Raw genomic sequence first — 18,112 nt, 5'->3', positions numbered from 1 at the left:
ATTGTTCTAAATAAGTTTGTCCAGATTTTATTCTCTTTTATATTTGTTAATTGGAATCTTTCTTTCAGAATGGATAAGATTAGAATTTTTATACTGGATGATCATTATCTGATAAGAGAAGGACTTAAGAAAACACTTAAGTCTGTGAAGGATTTTATTATTGTAGGTGAAAGTCCGGACCTTGCTGATTTATTGCTTGTTATGAAGGATTTTAATCCTGATATTCTTTTTCTGGAAATAGGACTATGTAAACGACCTATTGTAGAACTCCTTGTTGATATTAAAAATGTGTCTCCAAAAACAAAAATCCTGGCTATTTCTGATTGTAGTTGCGAAATGAAAGTTTTTACCTCGGTAAAGGCAGGTGTTGCAGGTTTTATAAGCAATAAGGCAGATAGGGAAGAAGTTATAAAAGCTGTTCTGGAGATTTCTTCCGGTAATGATTACTATTCTCCGGAAGTTACAAAAATCCTGATGAAGGGTCTGTTTGCAGGAAGGGGAACTGACATTCAGTTTTCTGAAAGAGAGTCTGAAATAATGAACCTGATCTGTCAGGGAATTACCAATGATTCTATCGCCAGTCAACTTTTTCTCAGCGAAAACACAGTCGCTACTCATAAAAGAAATATCATGAAAAAGGCAGGAGTCAGACGCACCAGTGACTTGATTTTGTGGGCTTTGGATAAAAAGCTTATTGCCAGAACTTCCTGAAAAATACTTTTTTTTTAGTATCGCTTACCAAATTTTTAGTATTAAAAAACACTAGTTTTTCAGTATTGCAAGCCAACGTTCAGCCTTCTATCTTTGTATTGTTTAGAATGATTATAAATAAGTGTTGAGGTGCAATTTACATAGCATTTGGATAAGATTTGTGGCTTTTGAATGTCAGACGAAATATATTTTGAATTTTATTTAAAAACTTATATAAAAGGAAATCATCGAATATTCGGTGGTCCGTAAAGTTTTAGTCCTTCAGGTATTTACCCGAATCGGCAGTTATTAAGTATTAAGATATCTGGTTAAACTGAAGGCACAAATTAGTAGAAATGATTGGTAACTTTTTTAGTTACCAATCTCGAAGCTTACTAAAAACCGCTTGGGCTTAAAGTATTAGGACAACTATAATGTCGACATTTTTCTGAAGGGAGGTACCTTCTGAAATGTAAATAAAGTACCTGTTACAGTTGAGTTAATAGGATAAGTTAAATAAGGAGAATCTTAATAGTAGAATAATATATAAAGATCGGCTATGTGCGAACAAATTCAATTAAGCAAAACAAAAAACGGACAGATATTCAGTTGCGATAAATGCGATGGAAAAATATGTCTCATGTATAAGAACATAGTCCAGGGCCTTGTTTTAAATGATTTTTATAAACTAAAAAATTTAATTGATACAATAGATATTGAGGAGTTTTTTCTTAATTATCAGGGTGAGAAAAGGCTAAGTATAAGAACTTCATTTGCAGATTTATTTTTTGCTTTTGATGTTAACGAATTGTATGAATTAAGAGAGCTTATGTTGTATGCCGATTTAAAAATTAAACTCTATGAAAGTATTAAAGACAATATCAACTAAGACAAGACTATTAATCTTTTCATATTCAGATTTACAGACGAAATTGCTGTAAAGTTGAAATATTTGATGAAGAAGATAGTATTATCATGTTCTTTGGAGAAGAACAAGACACTCCGGAAAACATATATCCGGAGAACGTTCCTTTTAAAATATTTTTTTGTTCTTAATTTTAACTAACTCCGGGTATTTAATATACCTCGGAGTTTTTTTATTTCAGGAATATAAAGATCATCATAATTTATTATTACCAGTTTTATTAAGACAATACGACCTGTGTCTGGAATAGTCTTGCTGTTACTTAAAACTGTTGCTTCCTCAGGTACCTATCAACGCGGCCCCTATAACTCCTGCAGAATCTCCTGTTGTATTCTTTACTATGGCCGTTTTTAATTCATCGTTAAAATGATACTTCTTTACCTGCTCAATTCCAAGAGTATAAAGCTCTTCTATGTTTGAAACCCCACCTCCCAAAACTACAATGTCAGGGTCAATTACAGCAAGTACATTGGAGAGTGCCACACCAAAGTGTTCAAAAAACTTCTGCATGATGATTCCCGCGTCCTTGTTTCCCGTCCGGTATAATGATATAATTTCATGCAGTGATTTTTTTTCTCCCGTCAGCTCTTCGTAACGCTTCTCAACTCCACCTCCTGAAATAAAAGTTTCTACGCAACCACGCTTACCGCAATAGCATTTGGGTCCATTCTGATAATCAATAGTAGTGTGTCCCCATTCTCCTGCTATAGATTGTAAACCTGGTATGACTTGTCCTTTATATACAATTCCTCCTCCACATCCGGTTCCCATAATCACTCCGAATACCATTGCCTTTCCTTTGCCTGCGCCATTAAGAGCTTCAGCCATGGCAAAGCAATTAGCGTCATTTTCTATGGCTACCTTTCTTCCGGTACTTTTTTCGAGATCACGAAGAAATGGTTTTCCATTAAGGCAAACAGTATTGGAATTTTTGAGCATGCCCGTTTTGGCAGATACTGATCCAGGTGTTCCAATCCCGAAAGTATGCTCAGCTTCATGAATGACTTTGCAACATTCTTTATACAATGAAGTGATGTTATTCAGAATATGCTCATAACCTTTTTCCTGTTCTGTATTAATACGCTTTCTGAAAACTTCCTTCAAAGTACTATCCAGAATGATAGCTTCTATTTTGGTGCCGCCAAGATCAATGCCAATTTTAAACATATCGATGATGAATTAGATTTTTATAAATATAAAAGAAATGAGGAAAATGTCTTATAAAATAAATTTCATTGCACCGTATTTCGGTTTTGATTTCCTTAATTCTGGAAACATTTAGGAAGTGCTTAAAAATATTTTTTTGATGCCTAAAAAGAGCATTCCTAATTCCTTACAGAATCCTCTTTTAGTTTTGATGTCAATATTAAAGGTGTTTGATATCTAATTTGAAAGACGGTAAAATAATGACTAACCTAAGGAAATATTATTTATTATTATTTTTTATTATGCCAGTTATTGCCTACGGACAGGATTATAACCTCAATCAGTTGCTTGAAAAAGCAAAGACCTCATATCCTGTTATTAAAGCAAAGCAATACGAAGTAAAGAGTGCTCAGGAAAAGATAGGATATGCACGAGCAGATTACCTGCCTAACTTTATAGTGGCAGATCAATATACCTATTCTACAAGTAATAATGTTGAAGGGGCCTTTTATCCTAATGAAGGAACAGCCTTTGCTCCCTCCGGTGGCATAAGGCAGGATAATATTTATAAAGGTGCTTATGGAAGTTATACAACAGCCATACTGGACTGGAAAGTAATCAACTTTGGAAAGGTTTCAGCAGGTATTAATGCCGCAAAGGCAGAAAAGTCAAGAGTTGAAAATGAGTATGAAAATGAATTGTTTCTGCATCAGATTAAAGTCGCAGATTTATATCTTCTCTTTCTTATCAATCAGCAGTTAAAACGTGTTCAGGAATTCAATCTTCAAAGAGCTGAGGATTATATGAAAACGGTCAATGCCAGAGTGTCTGCAGGTCTCAAACCCGGGGTAGATAGTGCACTGGCTCATGCGGAATATACAAAAGCTGAATTGATGCTTCTCGAGAGTCAAAGAAATGAACTGTCCTATGCCCTTAAACTTATAGAGTTGAGTGGGGGAGATCTAAAGGATTCCCTTTCTATTGATACTATGAATTTTTTTAAAGACTTGCCCTCTCAGATTATAACAGATAAGGATAATCTTAAGAACGCACCTTCTCTCAGGTTATATCAGTCTTTTAGAGATCTAAGCAAAGCAAAAAGTATTTCAATAAAACGTTCCTTCTATCCTTCTTTATCTGTCATTGGTACAACATGGGCAAGGGGCTCTGGTATATCAAGGAAAACAAATGAATACAGAAGGGATTTTTCAAGCGGCGTGGATTATCAGGTTTTTAATTACCTGGCAGGAGTGGCATTAAGATGGAATCTTACCAGTTACTTCAAAATACATAGAGATTATAAAAGTGAGATGTTTCAGTATGATAAATATCAGCTTTTATATGATGCTCAGGTTTTGCGTCAGAGCAGAGAATTGAAAGATTCTGATATGCAGTTTAACGTTGCATTAAAGCAGGCTCAGTTATCTCCCATTCAGCTGGAAGCTGCGAGGGCCGCTTTTGAACAGGCTCAGATAAGGTATAGTTCAGGGTTAACGGATTTGCCTACGTTTACCCAAAGTCTGCTGACTCTCAACAGGGCAGAAGCGGATAATTATATTGCCTACAGCAATGCATGGAGAGCATTACTCATGAAAGCCGCAGCGGCAGGAGATCTTTCTTTGTTTTTAAATCAGGTAAAATAAATTTTAATTAACCAGAAGACATGCTTCAACTAATCAGATCAGCGCTAAGAAATCCGGTTGCCATAATAGTAATGGTTATAGGTATAGGTTTCTTTTCCATGCTCTCGTTATTTAAGATCCCTGTGGATATATTTCCAAATCTGGATCTTCCGACTATCTATATTGTCCAGCCATATGGTGGTATGGCGCCTGAAGAAATGGATGCTTTTATTGCAACCAGATATCAGGATCACTTTCTGTATGTTTCAGGAATTAGAAATGTTGAAGTTAAAACTATTCAGGGATTATGTCTCATAAAACTTGAATTTTATCCGGGGACCAATATGGCTCAGGCAGCGGGAGAGGTGGCAAATAATGTGTCCAGGGCAAAAGCTTATATGCCGGACGGAACAGTTCCTCCTCAGGTGATCAGGTTTGATGCAAGTTCTGTTCCGGTAGGGCAATTAGTTTTTGAAAGTAAAACAAGTTCATTGAGTGAAATCCAGGATCTCGCAAGTTCAAGGGTTCGACCTATGTTTTCAAAAATAGAGGGAGTTTCCAGTCCTCCTCCTTTAGGTGGAAATCAAAGATCTGTTGTTATTAAAATTGATCCTAATCTTATACGCAGTTATAAGTTAACTCCTGAGGAAGTTATAAAGGCAGTTGTTGCGAATAATCAACCGTCTCCTGCCGGTAATATCAGAATAGGTAAGAAAACACTTATGACTCCTGTTAATTCTTTAATTGAGCGTCCTGAAGATTTTCTCAATATTCCAATCAGGGTGGGAGCAGGCCCTACGGTTTTTATCCGTGATATAGGTACTGTTGAGGATGGGTCTGATATTACTGTGAGTTATGCATTAGTGAAAGGTAGAAGAGCAGTGTATATCCCTGTAGTCAAAAAGTCAGACGCTTCTACTTTAACAGTAGTAAATAATATAAAAGCTGCCATACCGTCACTTCAAAATGCCTTGCCTGAAGACGTTAATGTCTCTTACGAGTTTGACCAGTCAGGGTATGTGACAAATGCATTGAAAAGTCTTATTACAGAAGGGATTCTGGGAGCTATACTTACAGGTCTTATGGTGCTCCTGTTTCTTAAAGACTGGCGTAGTGTGATTGTAGTAGTTGTTACAATTCCTGTTTCAATTCTTTCTGCAGTTATTATGCTGAATTTATTCGGCCAAACAATCAATATAATGACTTTAAGCGGTCTGGCATTAGCGATTGGAGTACTTGTAGATGAATCCACTGTAACAATAGAAAATATTCATCAGCATTTGGAAATGAATAAACCAAAGGCTGTCGCTATATGGGATGCCTGCAAAGAAATAGCCTTTCCTAAGCTGCTCATATTACTTTGTATTCTGGCGGTTTTTGCTCCTGCGTTCATAATGGTAGGTGTGCCTAAATCAATGTTCCTGCCTCTGTCTCTTGCTGTGGGATTTGCCATGATAGCTTCATTTATTCTCTCCCAGACTTTAGTGCCGGTATTGTCAAATTGGTTACTGGAACATCATGGAAAGCATGATAAGCCAACATTAGCGCTTGATTCTGATGAAGTAAAAATGTTGATCAATGATGAACGATATCAACCTAAAGAACTTACTTTTTTTGAAAAGTTCAGAAAGCAATATGTTAGATTATTAAAGAAAATTCTGATAAACAGAAAAAAGTGGACCATCGTCTACTTTGCGGTTACAATTGCAATAATTTTAATTGGCACTCTTACAATTGGAACAGATATTCTTCCTAAAGCGGGCAGTAATCAATTTCAAATCCGATTGAGGGCAACAGACGGGACAAGAGTTGAAGAGACGGAAAGGATAACGCTTAAGGTGCTAAATCTTATTCAGAATGAGGTCGGACCTGATAATGTTGAAATTTCATCAGCATTTGTAGGTACCGTTCCTTCAAGTTATGGTACATCTAATATTTTTGTTTTCAACAGTGGTCCTCACGAAGCTGTTATGCAGGTAGCATTTTCAAAACATGCAGATATTGATATAGATGATTTGAAAGAAAAAATAAGAGTAAAAGTAAAGGATCAGTTAAGTGATGTCCGCATATCATTTGAACCTATTGAGCTTGTAGATAAAATAATGAGTCAGGGATCTTCTAATCCTATTGAAGTTACAGTTGCATCTAAAGATATCAAAGAAGCTGACAGGTTTGCCAGTAAGATTTTGAAGAATATGCAGAAAATCCCATTCCTGAGAGATGTCCAAATTGCACAACCAATGTCTTATCCTACTCTTAGAGTAAATATTGACAGAGAAAGAGCCGGGCAGTTAGGTCTTACCTCTACACAGGTATCGAGGTCGCTTGTGGCGGCCACTTCTTCAAGCAGGTTTACAGATAAGAATCTTTGGATGGATTATAAAAAGGGATTAGCTTACCAGGTTCAGGTACAAATTCCTGAAACTAATATGTCCTCTGTTGATGATATTGGCAATATTCCTCTTCTCAGTAACCAGTTACACCCTGTACTTTCAGATGTGGCTACTTTTTCAGAAGTTTCAGCTCCCGGACAGTATGATCGTTCCGGCCCAAATAGATTGGTAACAATAACAGCTAACATTCATAACTCTGACTTGGGGAGGGCCGGAAAGGAGGTAAATGAAGCTATTAAAGCAGCAGGGAGTTTACCTCGCGGATTAGTTGTAGAACTTAAAGGTCAGACTAAACTTTTGAATGAAACATTAAATAGTCTGCAATTAGGTCTTTTAGTGGCAGTCGTAATTATATTCCTGTTACTTTCTGCAAACTTTAAATCTTTTAAAATATCCCTGATTGTCCTTTCGGCCATACCTGCAGTGGTTGCGGGAGCTCTTGTGACATTGCTAATCTGTGGTGCTACATTAAATCTTCAATCCTATATGGGGCTTATTATGTCTGTAGGGGTTTCTGTAGCAAATGCGATACTTATGATAACCAATGCGGAACAGTTAAGATTGGAGATGAAAGATGCCCGTCATGCTTCAGTAATGGCGGCAAACAGCAGAATTCGTCCTATTCTTATGACGAGTATTGCAATGATTGCAGGCATGATCCCTATGGCTAGTGGTTTAGGAGAAGGGGGAGAGCAGGTTGCCCCATTGGGACAGGCAGTTATCGGAGGTTTGTTTGCTTCTACATTGGCATCTTTGTTTATCCTTCCTGCAATCTTTGTTTCATTGCAGGGTAAATCTTCATTTGATTCTGTTTCATTGGACCCAGAGGATCCAGAGAGTAAATATTTTAAATCTAATCAAACACAAGTTTATGACCATGTTTAAATCAGTAATTTATATAAATGCCTTAGTAATATTTCTGATGGCATGCTCTAAAAAAGAAAACACTAGCAAAGATGTAAAGATTGCCGAAGATATTACAGTTGTTGCTGTTTCAGAAGTTCTGAGCCTTCAGCCTGAAAAGCCACTATTGCTGCCAGGCGAACTTCATCCTTGGAATAAAGTGAGTATATATTCAAAAGTAAAAGGTTTTGTAAAGGAGTTAAAAGTAGACCGAGGTTCTCAGGTACGCAAAGGTCAGGTTCTTGCAGTGCTTGATGCTCCTGAGGTATTTGCAGAATTTGATCAGGCAAAGGGGCAACTTTCTGCAGCAGAAGGCGCATATGAAGAGTCAAAGGCTAGGCTGATTGCTTCATCACTTACATATAATCGCTTATTAAAGGCGAATGCTATCAAAGGTGCAGTCGCTTTAAATGAACTGGATCAGGCCAAAGCAAGAATGCTTGCAGACAGTGCTTCTGTTTCCAATGCAAAAGGCAATATTGATGCAGCACGTTCACACTACAGAACCAAACAAGAGTTGGTTAATTATCTTTCAATTACTGCTCCTTTTGACGGCATTATAATTGAAAGAAACATTAGCCCAGGGGCTTTAACAGGAGCCAGTGATGAAAGTTCCAAGCCATTGTTTGTTCTCGAAGATAATTCCAGGCTTCGTCTTACCCTTGCTGTTCCTGAATTATATTCTAACACGGTGAATAAAGAAGGTGTAGTTACCTTTCAGGTAAGTGCTGTTCCGCACAAGGCCTTTAAAGCAAAATTTGGTAGAAGCGCTGAAAGTGTACTGGATAAAAACAGGGTAATGATGACGGAATTTGATTATAATAATATTACCAAAGAATTAAAGGCAGGGATGTATGCAGATGTTCAAATACCTGTTGTAAGGTCATCTCCTACATTATTTGTCCCGAAGTCAGCAGTTGTAAATTCAAGTGAAGAAGTATTTGTAATTAGAAATAATAAGAATAAAGCAGAAAGAGTACCTGTGAAAAAAGGAATTGCACTGGATACACTTGTTGAAGTTTTTGGAGACTTGAGTAAAGGCGATATAATTCTGAAAGAAGGTTCTGAAGAGATAAGGGACGGGCAGAAGCTTAGAGTAAGGGGAGATAAGTTGTAAGCGGAATAAGTTGAAAGATAAAAGTTGAAAGCCGAAAGTTAAAAAAAAACATTAGCATATATCGTTTGAAAGAAAAAATCAAGAAGGCTAAATTAGTAAGTAATAGCCTTCTTTTTAATTTAACTCAGTTGAAGGATATAATAATGATAATACCCTTGGTTCATATACTCTCATTTCATTTTCGACTTTCGACTTTCGACTTTTAACTTTCAACTTTCAACTTTTAACTTTCAACTTTTAACTTAATTTTGATAGTATCATCTTATGTAACGAATTCCCATATCTGTACTCCACTTTTAATCCTGAATGGTCTGCAATTTTCTTTACAATAGAAAGGCCAAGCCCGAGAGAATCAGTGTTCTTATCTTTCTTAAACCTTTCAAATAGTTTCTCCGGAACAGTAATGAGTGGATGACCGGTATTGCAAATCTCAATAGATGTATTTTTAATTTCAACGTTTACAGATCCATTAGATACATTGTGAATAATGGCGTTTTTAATGATATTGGTTAATAAAATTTCGGCCAGATCCTGATGTATATTTAATTTAAAAATTCCTTTGGTGATAAGGCTTATGCTGATATTTCTGTGAATATATAAAGCTTCGAATTCTTCCAGCTTATCGCAGATAATATTATTAAAGTCTATAAGCTCTGAAGCATTGTATTGTCCATTGTCTATCTTTGAAAGAAGAAGTAGTGCTTTATGCATCCTGGAGATTTTCAAACACGCATTCTGAATTTCATCAAGCCATAATATTTGTTTATTATTGAGGTTTTCGCACTGGATCAGGTTTTCGACTTTGCTATTTATTATGGCCAAAGGAGTCTGTATTTCATGAGAAGCATTTTCAGTATACTCTTTTAGGCTCAGATAATCTTTACGCATTTTTCCTGTCATTTTTTTAATTACGTCGTTCAGCTCATTAAATTCATAGATTTGAGTAACTGAGACTTGTATATCTTTATCATCTTTGATATCAAATTTTTTAGCTTTGTCGAGCGTATTGTAAAAAGGCCTCCAGATGTTTTTTGACATTTTTCTGAAAAATATAAACATGCTGGAAAGTCCTATATTTAAAAGGAATAACATAGTGAGGGTGATATATCTGATAAGCTCAGTGGTTTCGATCAAAGACTTCCGAATGCTTATTTTATACCAGTCGTTTTTGAATTTATTGTAAAAAGTGAGTTCCCGATATGGAACATCTTCTTTCGTATATTTATTGTAAAAAATGGTGTCTTTGAAAGAGTCTTCAAATTGAGTAGTATCAGATTTTGAAAGTTTTTGAATCTCAATTTTGTTTTCCACAAAATATGAGCTTTCATCCCAGTCCCCATGTCTTTTTACAAAGGCTTCAAAATCATGTTGCTCAGCTCTCAGTCTTTCCTCAACTTCTTTATAGATCAGGTGTTTTACAACAATGTAAAATGCACCAGCAATGAGGATATAGGTGATTAATGAAATTAATATATAATAGATTGTTGTCTTGGTAAGAAGCTTCATTTTTCCCCAAATTTATAACCAATGCCATAGACCGACTGTATATAGTCCTTGCTGCCTTTATCCAATAGTTTTTTTCTGAGGTTTTTAATGTGCGAATATACAATATCCAATGAATCCGCTGAGTCTATGTTGTCTCCCCATAAATGCTCAGCAATGGCAGCCTTGGTAAGTACATTATTTTTATTCGAAAGAAAATACATTAGCAGATCAAATTCTTTTCTGTAAAGATTAACTTCATTATTGTTAACAAAAACATTTCTGGGGTTAAGGTCAACTTTTATTTCATGAAATATTATTTCATTGCTTCCGTTAAAATTCCTTCTCCTGAGAAGAGATTTGATTCGGGCATTTAATTCAGAAAAGTGAAAAGGCTTCACGAGATAATCGTCCGAGCCTGTATTTAAACCACGAACCTTATCGTCAAGAGAGTTTCTTGCAGATATAATTATAATACCTGTAGAAGAAGAAGTTTTTTTTAGATTTTCTATCAACGAGAATCCATCTCCTCCTGGAAGATTTATATCAACTACTACGCAATCATAGTTGTATAACATTATCTTCTCAAGGCCACTTGGATAATCGAAAGCTGCTTCGCAGAGGTAACCTTCTTTGTCAAGTTGAGAGGTAATGCTTCCTGCAAGTGCTTTTTCATCTTCAATTACCAGAATTTTCATAATACAAATTTTTTTTTAAAAGTAATGAATGATTCTGGAGCAAAATGGGAAGTTTGAGATCTTTTCAAGCTTAGGTTTTTAAGACTGACTCCTTTAGAAAAATTTCAGAAATTACTTATAAAAAATATCCTGAATTGTAGTAATCCAAATCGGTTTTTGCAATAATTTTGATATCCGTATTTTGAATTTAACAAAATGGAAGACTATCTCTGTAATATGTACTCCTTTCTCCTTGACCGCACTGCACGTAGAGTAAAACAATATGCGCAACAGCAGTTTAATGAGAAAAATTTTAATGTCACTGTGGATCAGTGGCTTGTCCTGAGGCATTTATATGAACATAATGATTTGAACCAAAAAGAGCTGGCAGAACTTCTTTTCAAGGATACTCCGACACTTACGCGAATAATCGATATTCTTTGTGAGAAAGGTCTGACAGAGCGTAAAATGCATTCCAAGGATAGGAGGTCTTTTATTGTTCATTTAACTGATACCGGATTAGCTTTGGTAAAGGAATTGATGCCTCCTGTTTCGGAAATCAGACTCAAAGCGTGGGAGGGACTTTCTGAAAATGACTTTCAAGAGTTTAAAAGAATTCTTAATTCTATTTATAATAATTTGGAAAACAATTAATTAGGATAGATGTAAATTTTTTTACCTAAATAGTTGTTGTGCTAATTATTGTTGAGCATATTTGTTTATAAGGAATTCATTTACCTAACCCCAAATTTTCATGATACACACAGATATATGCATCATTGGAGCCGGACCTGTCGGACTTTTTGCTGTTTTTGAAGCGGGTTTATTAAAAATGCGCTGCCACCTTATCGATGTTCTTCCGCAGATAGGTGGACAGTTATCAGAGATTTATCCTAAAAAACCAATTTACGATATTCCTGGCTTTCCGGAAGTGCTGGCTCAGGACTTGGTGGATAATCTCAAAAAACAGATTGATCCTTTTAAGCCTACTTATACTTTGGGAGAAAGGGTTGAAACGCTCGCAAAAAGAGAAGATGGAACTTTCGAAATCAAGACTTCTGATGAGACTGTCATCAGTTGTAAGGCTGTTGTAATAGCCGGTGGCCTGGGTTGTTTTGAGCCAAGAAAACCAGAGATTGAAAATCTTGAAAGGTATGAAGGGAAAGGGGTTTATTATATGGTTAAAGATCCGGAGCGCTTTCGTGATAAGAAGATCATTATAGCTGGAGGTGGTGATTCTGCATTAGACTGGACAATCTTTTTATCAAATGTTGCTTCAGAGGTTACACTTGTTCATAGAAATGAATCTTTCAGAGGTGCACCAGACAGCGCAGAGAAGGTTTTTGAAATGGCTAAAACCGGTAAGATTAAATTACTTTTAAATACTCATCTTAAGGAGCTGAAGGGCGATAATATCCTTGAGTCAGCTACTGTAATCGGCAAAGAGAAGGAGGAGAAAGAACTTAAAGCAGATTATCTTATTCCATTATTCGGTCTGAGCCCAAAGCTAGGACCAATTGCGGACTGGGGATTGAACATAGATAAAAATGCGATTGAAGTGAATACATTTGATTATAGTACAAATGTTCCTGGAGTTTTCGCAATTGGTGATATTAATACCTATCCGGGAAAGCTGAAGCTTATTTTGTGCGGATTTCATGAAGCGGCATTGATGGCACAGAGTGCTTTCAAATACGTTTATCCTGATCAAAAGCTCAGCTTTAAGTATACAACAGTAAATGGTGTCAATGCATTTTAATTTTTACTCTTATGATAAAATTTGAAATAGAAGACAGACAAGGGAATATACAGGAAGTAGAGATCCCGGAAGATATCAATCTTAGTTTGATGGAAGTCTTAAAAGCTTCAGACTATCCGGTATTGGCAACTTGCGGAGGAATGGCTCTTTGTGCAACATGCCATGTCGAGGTTCAAAGAGGTTTGGAGAAATTAGGAGGCCCTTCCGATGCAGAGCTGGATATGCTTGATACTTTACCTGATGCTTCTTCAGCAAGCAGACTTGCATGCCAGATAAAAATAGGAAGTCATTTGAGTGGAATGATGTTTAAGTTGAAGGGTGAATAGTAAATCTACATATTAAAAAAGCCCCGCAGCTTTCGCTTGCGGGGCATCACACTTAAACACAACAAACCTTGTACTTCGTCAAAAATTCAAACTATTTGTTGGTACCTTTACGCTCTTTATGAGCTTGCTTTCTTTTTTCTTTCATCTCTGCTTTTTTAGCTTCGAGTTTAGTATACTGGTCCTTGTTCAGTACACTTTTAAATTCTTTATCCTGTTCATCTTTCAATGCCTTCATTTGTTTACGATGTTCTTCATGCATTGATTTTCTCTTGTCAGAATATTTCTGATTGATGGTTTCAACTTTGGCTGTCTGGTCGTCTGACAAAGATAATTCAGTTTTCATCCATTCAGTTTGTTTCTTTGGACTAAATCCTTCTCCTTTTCCTTTATGTGGATGTTTAGGGCAGTCAGCCTGAGCATTTGCTTGTGAAACAAACATTACTGCACTCATCATAAGTGCACTGAAGATTACTTTTAATTTAGTGGTCATCATAACATTTAAAGGTTTAGTTTATTCTAAAATTTTAATCCGTTCCGGTTTACTTATTTATATCTACTAAACATTTAACACCAAATTAATGCCTGTTTCTTCCTTCATTGACAAAGAATATACCAAACCTTAAAATGTAAAGACGAACAGGATTAAGTGAGCTTGATCAGGCTATTTATATGAAATGATCACCTTTTGATTTTCAATCATTAGCTCAAATTCACCAGGCTCAGTTACAGTCTCGAGCTTTTGGCTTACAAATTCCAGATCACTCTTATTCAGTTCAAATTCTACTGTTACAGTTTCTCCCGCCTTGATTGCAACTTTTTTATATTTTCTAAGGCGCTTACTGTCAGGTGTGACACTGGCAAACAAATCTTTTGAATACAATTCTACACTGTGTTTCCCATCCAACTGTCCAGTGTTTTTTACTTCAACAGAAACTTTTATTGTTTCATTTCCTGAAAAATCTTTTTGGCTAACTTTAATAGGGCTGTATTCAAAAGTCGAATAGCTAAGACCGAAACCGAAAGGCCACTGAGGTTTGTATCCGTTATATTCAAAGCCTTGTGCAGTTTCCTGGATTTTTTCGGTAAACTTATGATCATACAAAACTAGGTCCCCTGTGGCTGCAGGATAAGAGAACGGCAATCTTCCATCTGGGTTGTAATCTCCGAATAAAACATCTGCTATAGCATCAGCGCCCTTAGTACCTGGCCAGTAAGCCTGTATTATGCCCTTCATACCTGGTACAATCGAATTGATTACTCGAGGCCTTCCCTGAGTCATGACCAGAATCACCGGCTTTCCTGTGTTTATTGCTGCTTTGGCAAGTTTCAATTGATTTACAGGTAGGTCTAAATCATCAATAGCTCCCGGCTGTTCGGCATATGCATCTTCTCCAAGACAAAGAACAATGAAGTCAAAAGCAGATGCATTTTTAAAAATGGACTCCGTTGCAAAATTGACTTCGTTATTATATTCTTTTGATCCGTAAAAGGTAACATTGCTTTTACCTGTTTTTTCTTGAATTGCCTGAAGAATTGTCTTGGTTGTAGAAGGATAATATTTGCTATTATTCCCTTGCCATGAATAAGACCAGCAACCGTGAAGGCTAGGAAGGTTATCTGCTCCAGGACCTGCAAGAAGTATCTTAGCATTTTTCTTTAAAGGTAATACCGGGCTCGCTCCCAGGTTTTCATTTTTTAAGAGTGTGATAGACTCTCTTGAAGCCTGTAATGCAGCCACTCCATATTCAGGAAGGTTGAATAATGATGCCGCAGATTTTTCAGGGTATGGATTATCAAATAATCCCAGATCATATTTAAGCTTTAATATTCTTCTTACAGATGCATCAATTGTTGCCATGCTTACCTGACCTTCTTTTACTAGCTCGGTTAGATAGGTGAAGAAGCTGTAATCATTGGGTACCATGCTCATATCTATACCTGCATTAATTGCTATTTTTACCGCTTCCTTAGGTGTTGATGCAATCATATGTCTGTTGTGCAATCTTATAATGTCTTCCCAGTCCGTTACTACCAATCCTTTAAAACCAAGCTCTTTTCTCAGGACTTCTTTAAGAAGGTATTCGTTGGCATGAGTTGGTATACCATTGATTTCTGCAGAGTTAATCATTACAGTAGAGGACCCTGCTTCAATAGCAGCTTTAAATTGTGGCAGATAGTACTCTCTGAGGATAATATCAGGAATATGAGCCGGAGTTCTGTCTTTACCTGTTCTCGGAGCTGAATATCCGATGAAGTGCTTCATACAGGATGCCACAGCAGTTGGGTTTTTAAGTCCGTCACCTTCCATACCTTGAATGGTGGCCACACCCATTTGTTTGGTTAGGTATGTGTCTTCTCCCCAGGTTTCTGCAAACCTTGACCATAATGGTTGTCTGCCTGCATCTAATACCGGAGAGAAATTCCATCTAATCCCGGAAGCTCTTACCTCTCTTGCTGTTATATTTCCACTCAATCTGGCAAGCTCATCGTTTCTGGTAGCTGCAAGTCCAAGATTATGAGGGAATAGAGTTGAATTAAGTGTGAAAGTTGTTCCATGAACCGCATCTATTCCATATATAACCGGAATTTTGTTTGGGGTCTTTTTTACAGCAAGGTCTTGAATTTCCGTAATTATCTTGTGCCAGGTTTCTACAGAATAAGCTCTGCCGACAGGGTTAAGTACTGAACCTACTTTGTATTCGAGAATAGCTTTTTTAAGTTTTTCTTTATCAAGGCTTCCGTCTGTATTCTGATACCCATTGACAGCAAGCAGATTCAGATCTATTTGGGTCATTTGTCCTACTTTTTCTTCAAGAGACATTTGAGACATCAGTCTGTCAATCTTTTGATCCTGATTTTGAGCCTGGACATTCTGATAATTAAAAGCTAAAGCCATAATGATTAGTTTACCTGCTTTAGGTACCTTTTTAAATAATCTTTTCATAGGATAATTTATTTTTTACCATGTAATCGATAGCAAAGAATAGGAAGAGAAATAAGAAATAAATAAGATTTTTTATGAAAAATTATATTTTTGGGCCAGGTAATCTTCGTTAATGAAGGATAAAATTATGATTTGTTACCTAGGGTTGATGTCTGTTATTCAGTATTTTATATTTAAATGATGATGGAAACTCATCCCGGGATAACGATCTTTGAAAAAAGCTATTTATGAACAATCAATTTTTGGGGTTTCTAATTCTTCTGGCAGGTCTGATTTTGCCAATCGGAAAAATTTATGCTGAAATAAATCTTACAGATCAGACCGAAGATTTAATCATTCAGGGAAGAGAAGGTGAGTGGATGGAAGATTTTTCAGGCAAAAAATCATTTCTGGAAATAGCATCAAAAGGAACTTTTTCTAAATCAGAAAGCGGAGTTTTAAGAAATTTTAACCCCTCTTCCGTTTATTGGATCAGGTTTAATGTTAAAAATAATGCCTCAAAAGATAAAAAATGGGTGCTGGAAAGTCTGACTCCGAATATTAAGTTATTGGATGTCTGGATCCCGGACGAGAATGGAGTGATAAGGCAATATACTTCCGGACTGCTTCATCAGAATGCTAAGAGTTATCCTCATAAAAATTACGTATTTGACCTGCCTTCTGCTCTTCATAAATACACTGTTTATGCCAGAATTTATTCACCTAATGACACTGGACTTGAGTTTAAAATAAGGTCTCAGCATTACTTCACAGCTTATGCATTGTATGAGTATTTCTTTCTTGGCATCTATTATGGTTGTCTTCTGCTGATGCTGATTTATAACCTGCTTCTATATCTTACCAACAAAGAACGGGTTTATATTTTTTATTCGGTTTATGTAACAGCCTGCATTTTTCTGTCGCTTACAGAAGATGGCTTGGGTGTAGAAGTTTTCTGGAAAGGCTTTTCATCTGAAAGCCTTTATCTCTACTATTATATTGCTCCTTTGGTATTTCTTATAAGTTCTGTATTCTATGCAAGAGCATTTCTTAATTTAAAAATAAACTTTCCTCAGGCTGATAAAGCTTTATTGTTTCTTACTCTTTTGTATACCGGATATGTTGGTATTGAGGCTGTCAGAAATTCCAAATTTTCCTTGCCAGAGTTGTATATAGTACCGTTTGTTTTGATCTATATAATTTCCATATATATCTATATAAAAGGGTATAAAGCGGCCAGATTCTTCATACTTGGATATACTGTAGTCTTTATCTCTCTGATTATTCTTCAGCTGCGACTAAATAAAATCCTGGAACCAGATATTTTCAGTGTATATGTTTTTAACTATGGTATTCTTGCAGAAGCCATGATTCTATCTTTTGCACTTGGAGACAGATTGAAAATGATAAGGAAAGAAAAGGCAGAGGCGGATAAACAAATCATGATTCATTTGAATGAAAATAATGATCTTAAAGGTCAGCTGGTTCTTGAACTGAAAGAGAAGAATCAGCTTGCAGATAAGGTTAATCGGGAGTTGGACATGAAAGTACAGGAAAGGACTAAAGCGCTTCAGCAGAAAACAGATGAACTGGCATTAGCTCATGATAAGCTGGAGTTATATTCTAAAAAACTTGCAGACATGAACATTAAGCTTGATCTGGATAACTGGAAACTAAAGACAAAGGTAAAAGAGGAGCGCAAGGCAAGAATAGTTTCAGAAGAGATTTCTATTGAAGAGTTTTTAACAACGTTCCCGGATCAGAGTGCATGCCTCAGATACCTTGAAGAGTTAAAGTGGGCAGAAGGTTATTCCTGCAGGAAGTGTAGGAATACTAAGTTTTCTGAGAAAAACTTTTCAAGGAAATGCACAAAGTGTAATTATATCGAATCACCTACTTCTAATACTCTTTTTCACGGAATTAAAATTCCTTTGAATAAAGCTTTTTATTTGCTTTACTGCACGAACCTGAAAACAGGGAAGTATACTTTAGATGAGTTAAGCTTGAAGCTGGAGATCGGTAAAAATACCTGCTGGGAATTCAGAAAAAGAGTACAGCAAAGGCAGGAAGAAAAAAGGAAAACGTTGAAAATAAAAGAAACTGAAAATTGGGAACTCTTAATTATGGATTAAAATGGGCGAACTTTAAA

At 36.2% G+C, this 18,112-nt stretch carries 14 protein-coding genes; 9 read left to right on the top strand and 5 right to left on the bottom strand.

The window, feature by feature from the left end; genetic code table 11:
- The first annotated feature begins 69 nt into the window (after positions 1-69).
- The gene (locus MYP_RS12575) at positions 70-711 is read left to right on the top strand and encodes a response regulator transcription factor (protein ID WP_045463755.1); all 642 of its coding nucleotides are present in this window, start codon (positions 70-72) and stop codon (positions 709-711) included.
- Between the two features lie 538 nt (positions 712-1,249).
- Positions 1,250-1,579: a DUF6686 family protein gene (locus tag MYP_RS12570; protein ID WP_045463752.1), complete on the top strand. Its 330-nt coding sequence runs from the start codon at positions 1,250-1,252 to the stop codon at positions 1,577-1,579.
- Between the two features lie 315 nt (positions 1,580-1,894).
- Here MYP_RS12570 and MYP_RS12565 read toward each other — a convergent pair whose 3' ends face one another.
- Positions 1,895-2,782: an ROK family protein gene (locus tag MYP_RS12565; protein WP_045463749.1), complete on the bottom strand. Its 888-nt coding sequence runs from the start codon at positions 2,780-2,782 to the stop codon at positions 1,895-1,897.
- 281 nt (positions 2,783-3,063) lie between these two features.
- Here MYP_RS12565 and MYP_RS12560 point away from each other — a divergent pair, with 281 nt between their 5' ends.
- The 3 genes from MYP_RS12560 to MYP_RS12550 are packed head-to-tail and all read left to right on the top strand — an operon-like array spanning position 3,064 to position 8,796.
- Positions 3,064-4,404, top strand: coding sequence for a TolC family protein (locus MYP_RS12560; RefSeq protein WP_052430152.1), 1,341 nt, complete (start codon positions 3,064-3,066; stop codon positions 4,402-4,404).
- A 20-nt stretch (positions 4,405-4,424) separates the two neighbouring features.
- Positions 4,425-7,661, top strand: coding sequence for an efflux RND transporter permease subunit (locus MYP_RS12555; RefSeq protein ID WP_045463743.1), 3,237 nt, complete (start codon positions 4,425-4,427; stop codon positions 7,659-7,661).
- Positions 7,654-8,796 (top strand): efflux RND transporter periplasmic adaptor subunit, encoded by a 1,143-nt coding sequence (locus tag MYP_RS12550; RefSeq protein ID WP_197060071.1) that lies wholly within the window; start codon positions 7,654-7,656, stop codon positions 8,794-8,796. Before MYP_RS12555 ends, MYP_RS12550 begins: the two co-directional genes overlap by 8 nt.
- 237 nt (positions 8,797-9,033) lie before the next feature.
- Here MYP_RS12550 and MYP_RS12545 read toward each other — a convergent pair whose 3' ends face one another.
- Together MYP_RS12545 and MYP_RS12540 are read right to left on the bottom strand one after the other, a co-directional pair.
- Positions 9,034-10,302: a type IX secretion system histidine kinase PorY gene (locus MYP_RS12545; RefSeq protein WP_045463736.1), complete on the bottom strand. Its 1,269-nt coding sequence runs from the start codon at positions 10,300-10,302 to the stop codon at positions 9,034-9,036.
- A complete protein-coding gene (locus MYP_RS12540) occupies positions 10,299-10,976 on the bottom strand; it encodes a response regulator transcription factor (protein WP_045463733.1) in 678 nt (225 codons plus the stop codon). Before MYP_RS12540 ends, MYP_RS12545 begins: the two co-directional genes overlap by 4 nt.
- A 195-nt stretch (positions 10,977-11,171) precedes the next feature.
- On the opposite strand from MYP_RS12540, the gene MYP_RS12535 reads away from it, so the two are divergent.
- The 3 genes from MYP_RS12535 to MYP_RS12525 all read left to right on the top strand — a co-directional run bounded on the left by MYP_RS12535 (position 11,172) and on the right by MYP_RS12525 (position 13,040).
- The gene (locus MYP_RS12535) at positions 11,172-11,609 is read left to right on the top strand and encodes a MarR family winged helix-turn-helix transcriptional regulator (protein ID WP_045463730.1); all 438 of its coding nucleotides are present in this window, start codon (positions 11,172-11,174) and stop codon (positions 11,607-11,609) included.
- A gap of 100 nt (positions 11,610-11,709) precedes the next feature.
- Positions 11,710-12,714, top strand: a complete 1,005-nt coding sequence (locus MYP_RS12530) for an NAD(P)/FAD-dependent oxidoreductase (protein ID WP_045463728.1) — start codon at positions 11,710-11,712, stop codon at positions 12,712-12,714.
- 11 nt (positions 12,715-12,725) lie between these two features.
- Complete coding sequence (locus tag MYP_RS12525; RefSeq protein ID WP_045463725.1) at positions 12,726-13,040, top strand: 2Fe-2S iron-sulfur cluster-binding protein; 315 nt, start codon at positions 12,726-12,728, stop codon at positions 13,038-13,040.
- Between the two features lie 91 nt (positions 13,041-13,131).
- On the opposite strand, the gene MYP_RS12520 is transcribed toward MYP_RS12525, so the two are convergent.
- The gene (locus tag MYP_RS12520) at positions 13,132-13,533 is read right to left on the bottom strand and encodes a hypothetical protein (protein ID WP_156140551.1); all 402 of its coding nucleotides are present in this window, start codon (positions 13,531-13,533) and stop codon (positions 13,132-13,134) included.
- Between the two features lie 168 nt (positions 13,534-13,701).
- A complete protein-coding gene (locus tag MYP_RS12515) occupies positions 13,702-15,984 on the bottom strand; it encodes a glycoside hydrolase family 3 N-terminal domain-containing protein (protein WP_052430151.1) in 2,283 nt (760 codons plus the stop codon).
- Positions 15,985-16,211: 227 nt separating this feature from the next.
- Here MYP_RS12515 and MYP_RS12510 point away from each other — a divergent pair, with 227 nt between their 5' ends.
- On the top strand, positions 16,212-18,095 hold the full coding sequence (locus MYP_RS12510; protein ID WP_052430150.1) for a 7TMR-DISM family protein: 1,884 nt from the start codon (positions 16,212-16,214) through the stop codon (positions 18,093-18,095).
- Positions 18,096-18,112: the final 17 nt, after the last annotated feature.

It is taken from the genome of Sporocytophaga myxococcoides (assembly GCF_000775915.1).
Classification (GTDB): Bacteria; Bacteroidota; Bacteroidia; order Cytophagales; family Cytophagaceae; genus Sporocytophaga; species Sporocytophaga myxococcoides_A.
Note: the sequence above shows the minus strand (reverse complement) of the source record. Positions and strands in the feature narration are given on the sequence as shown.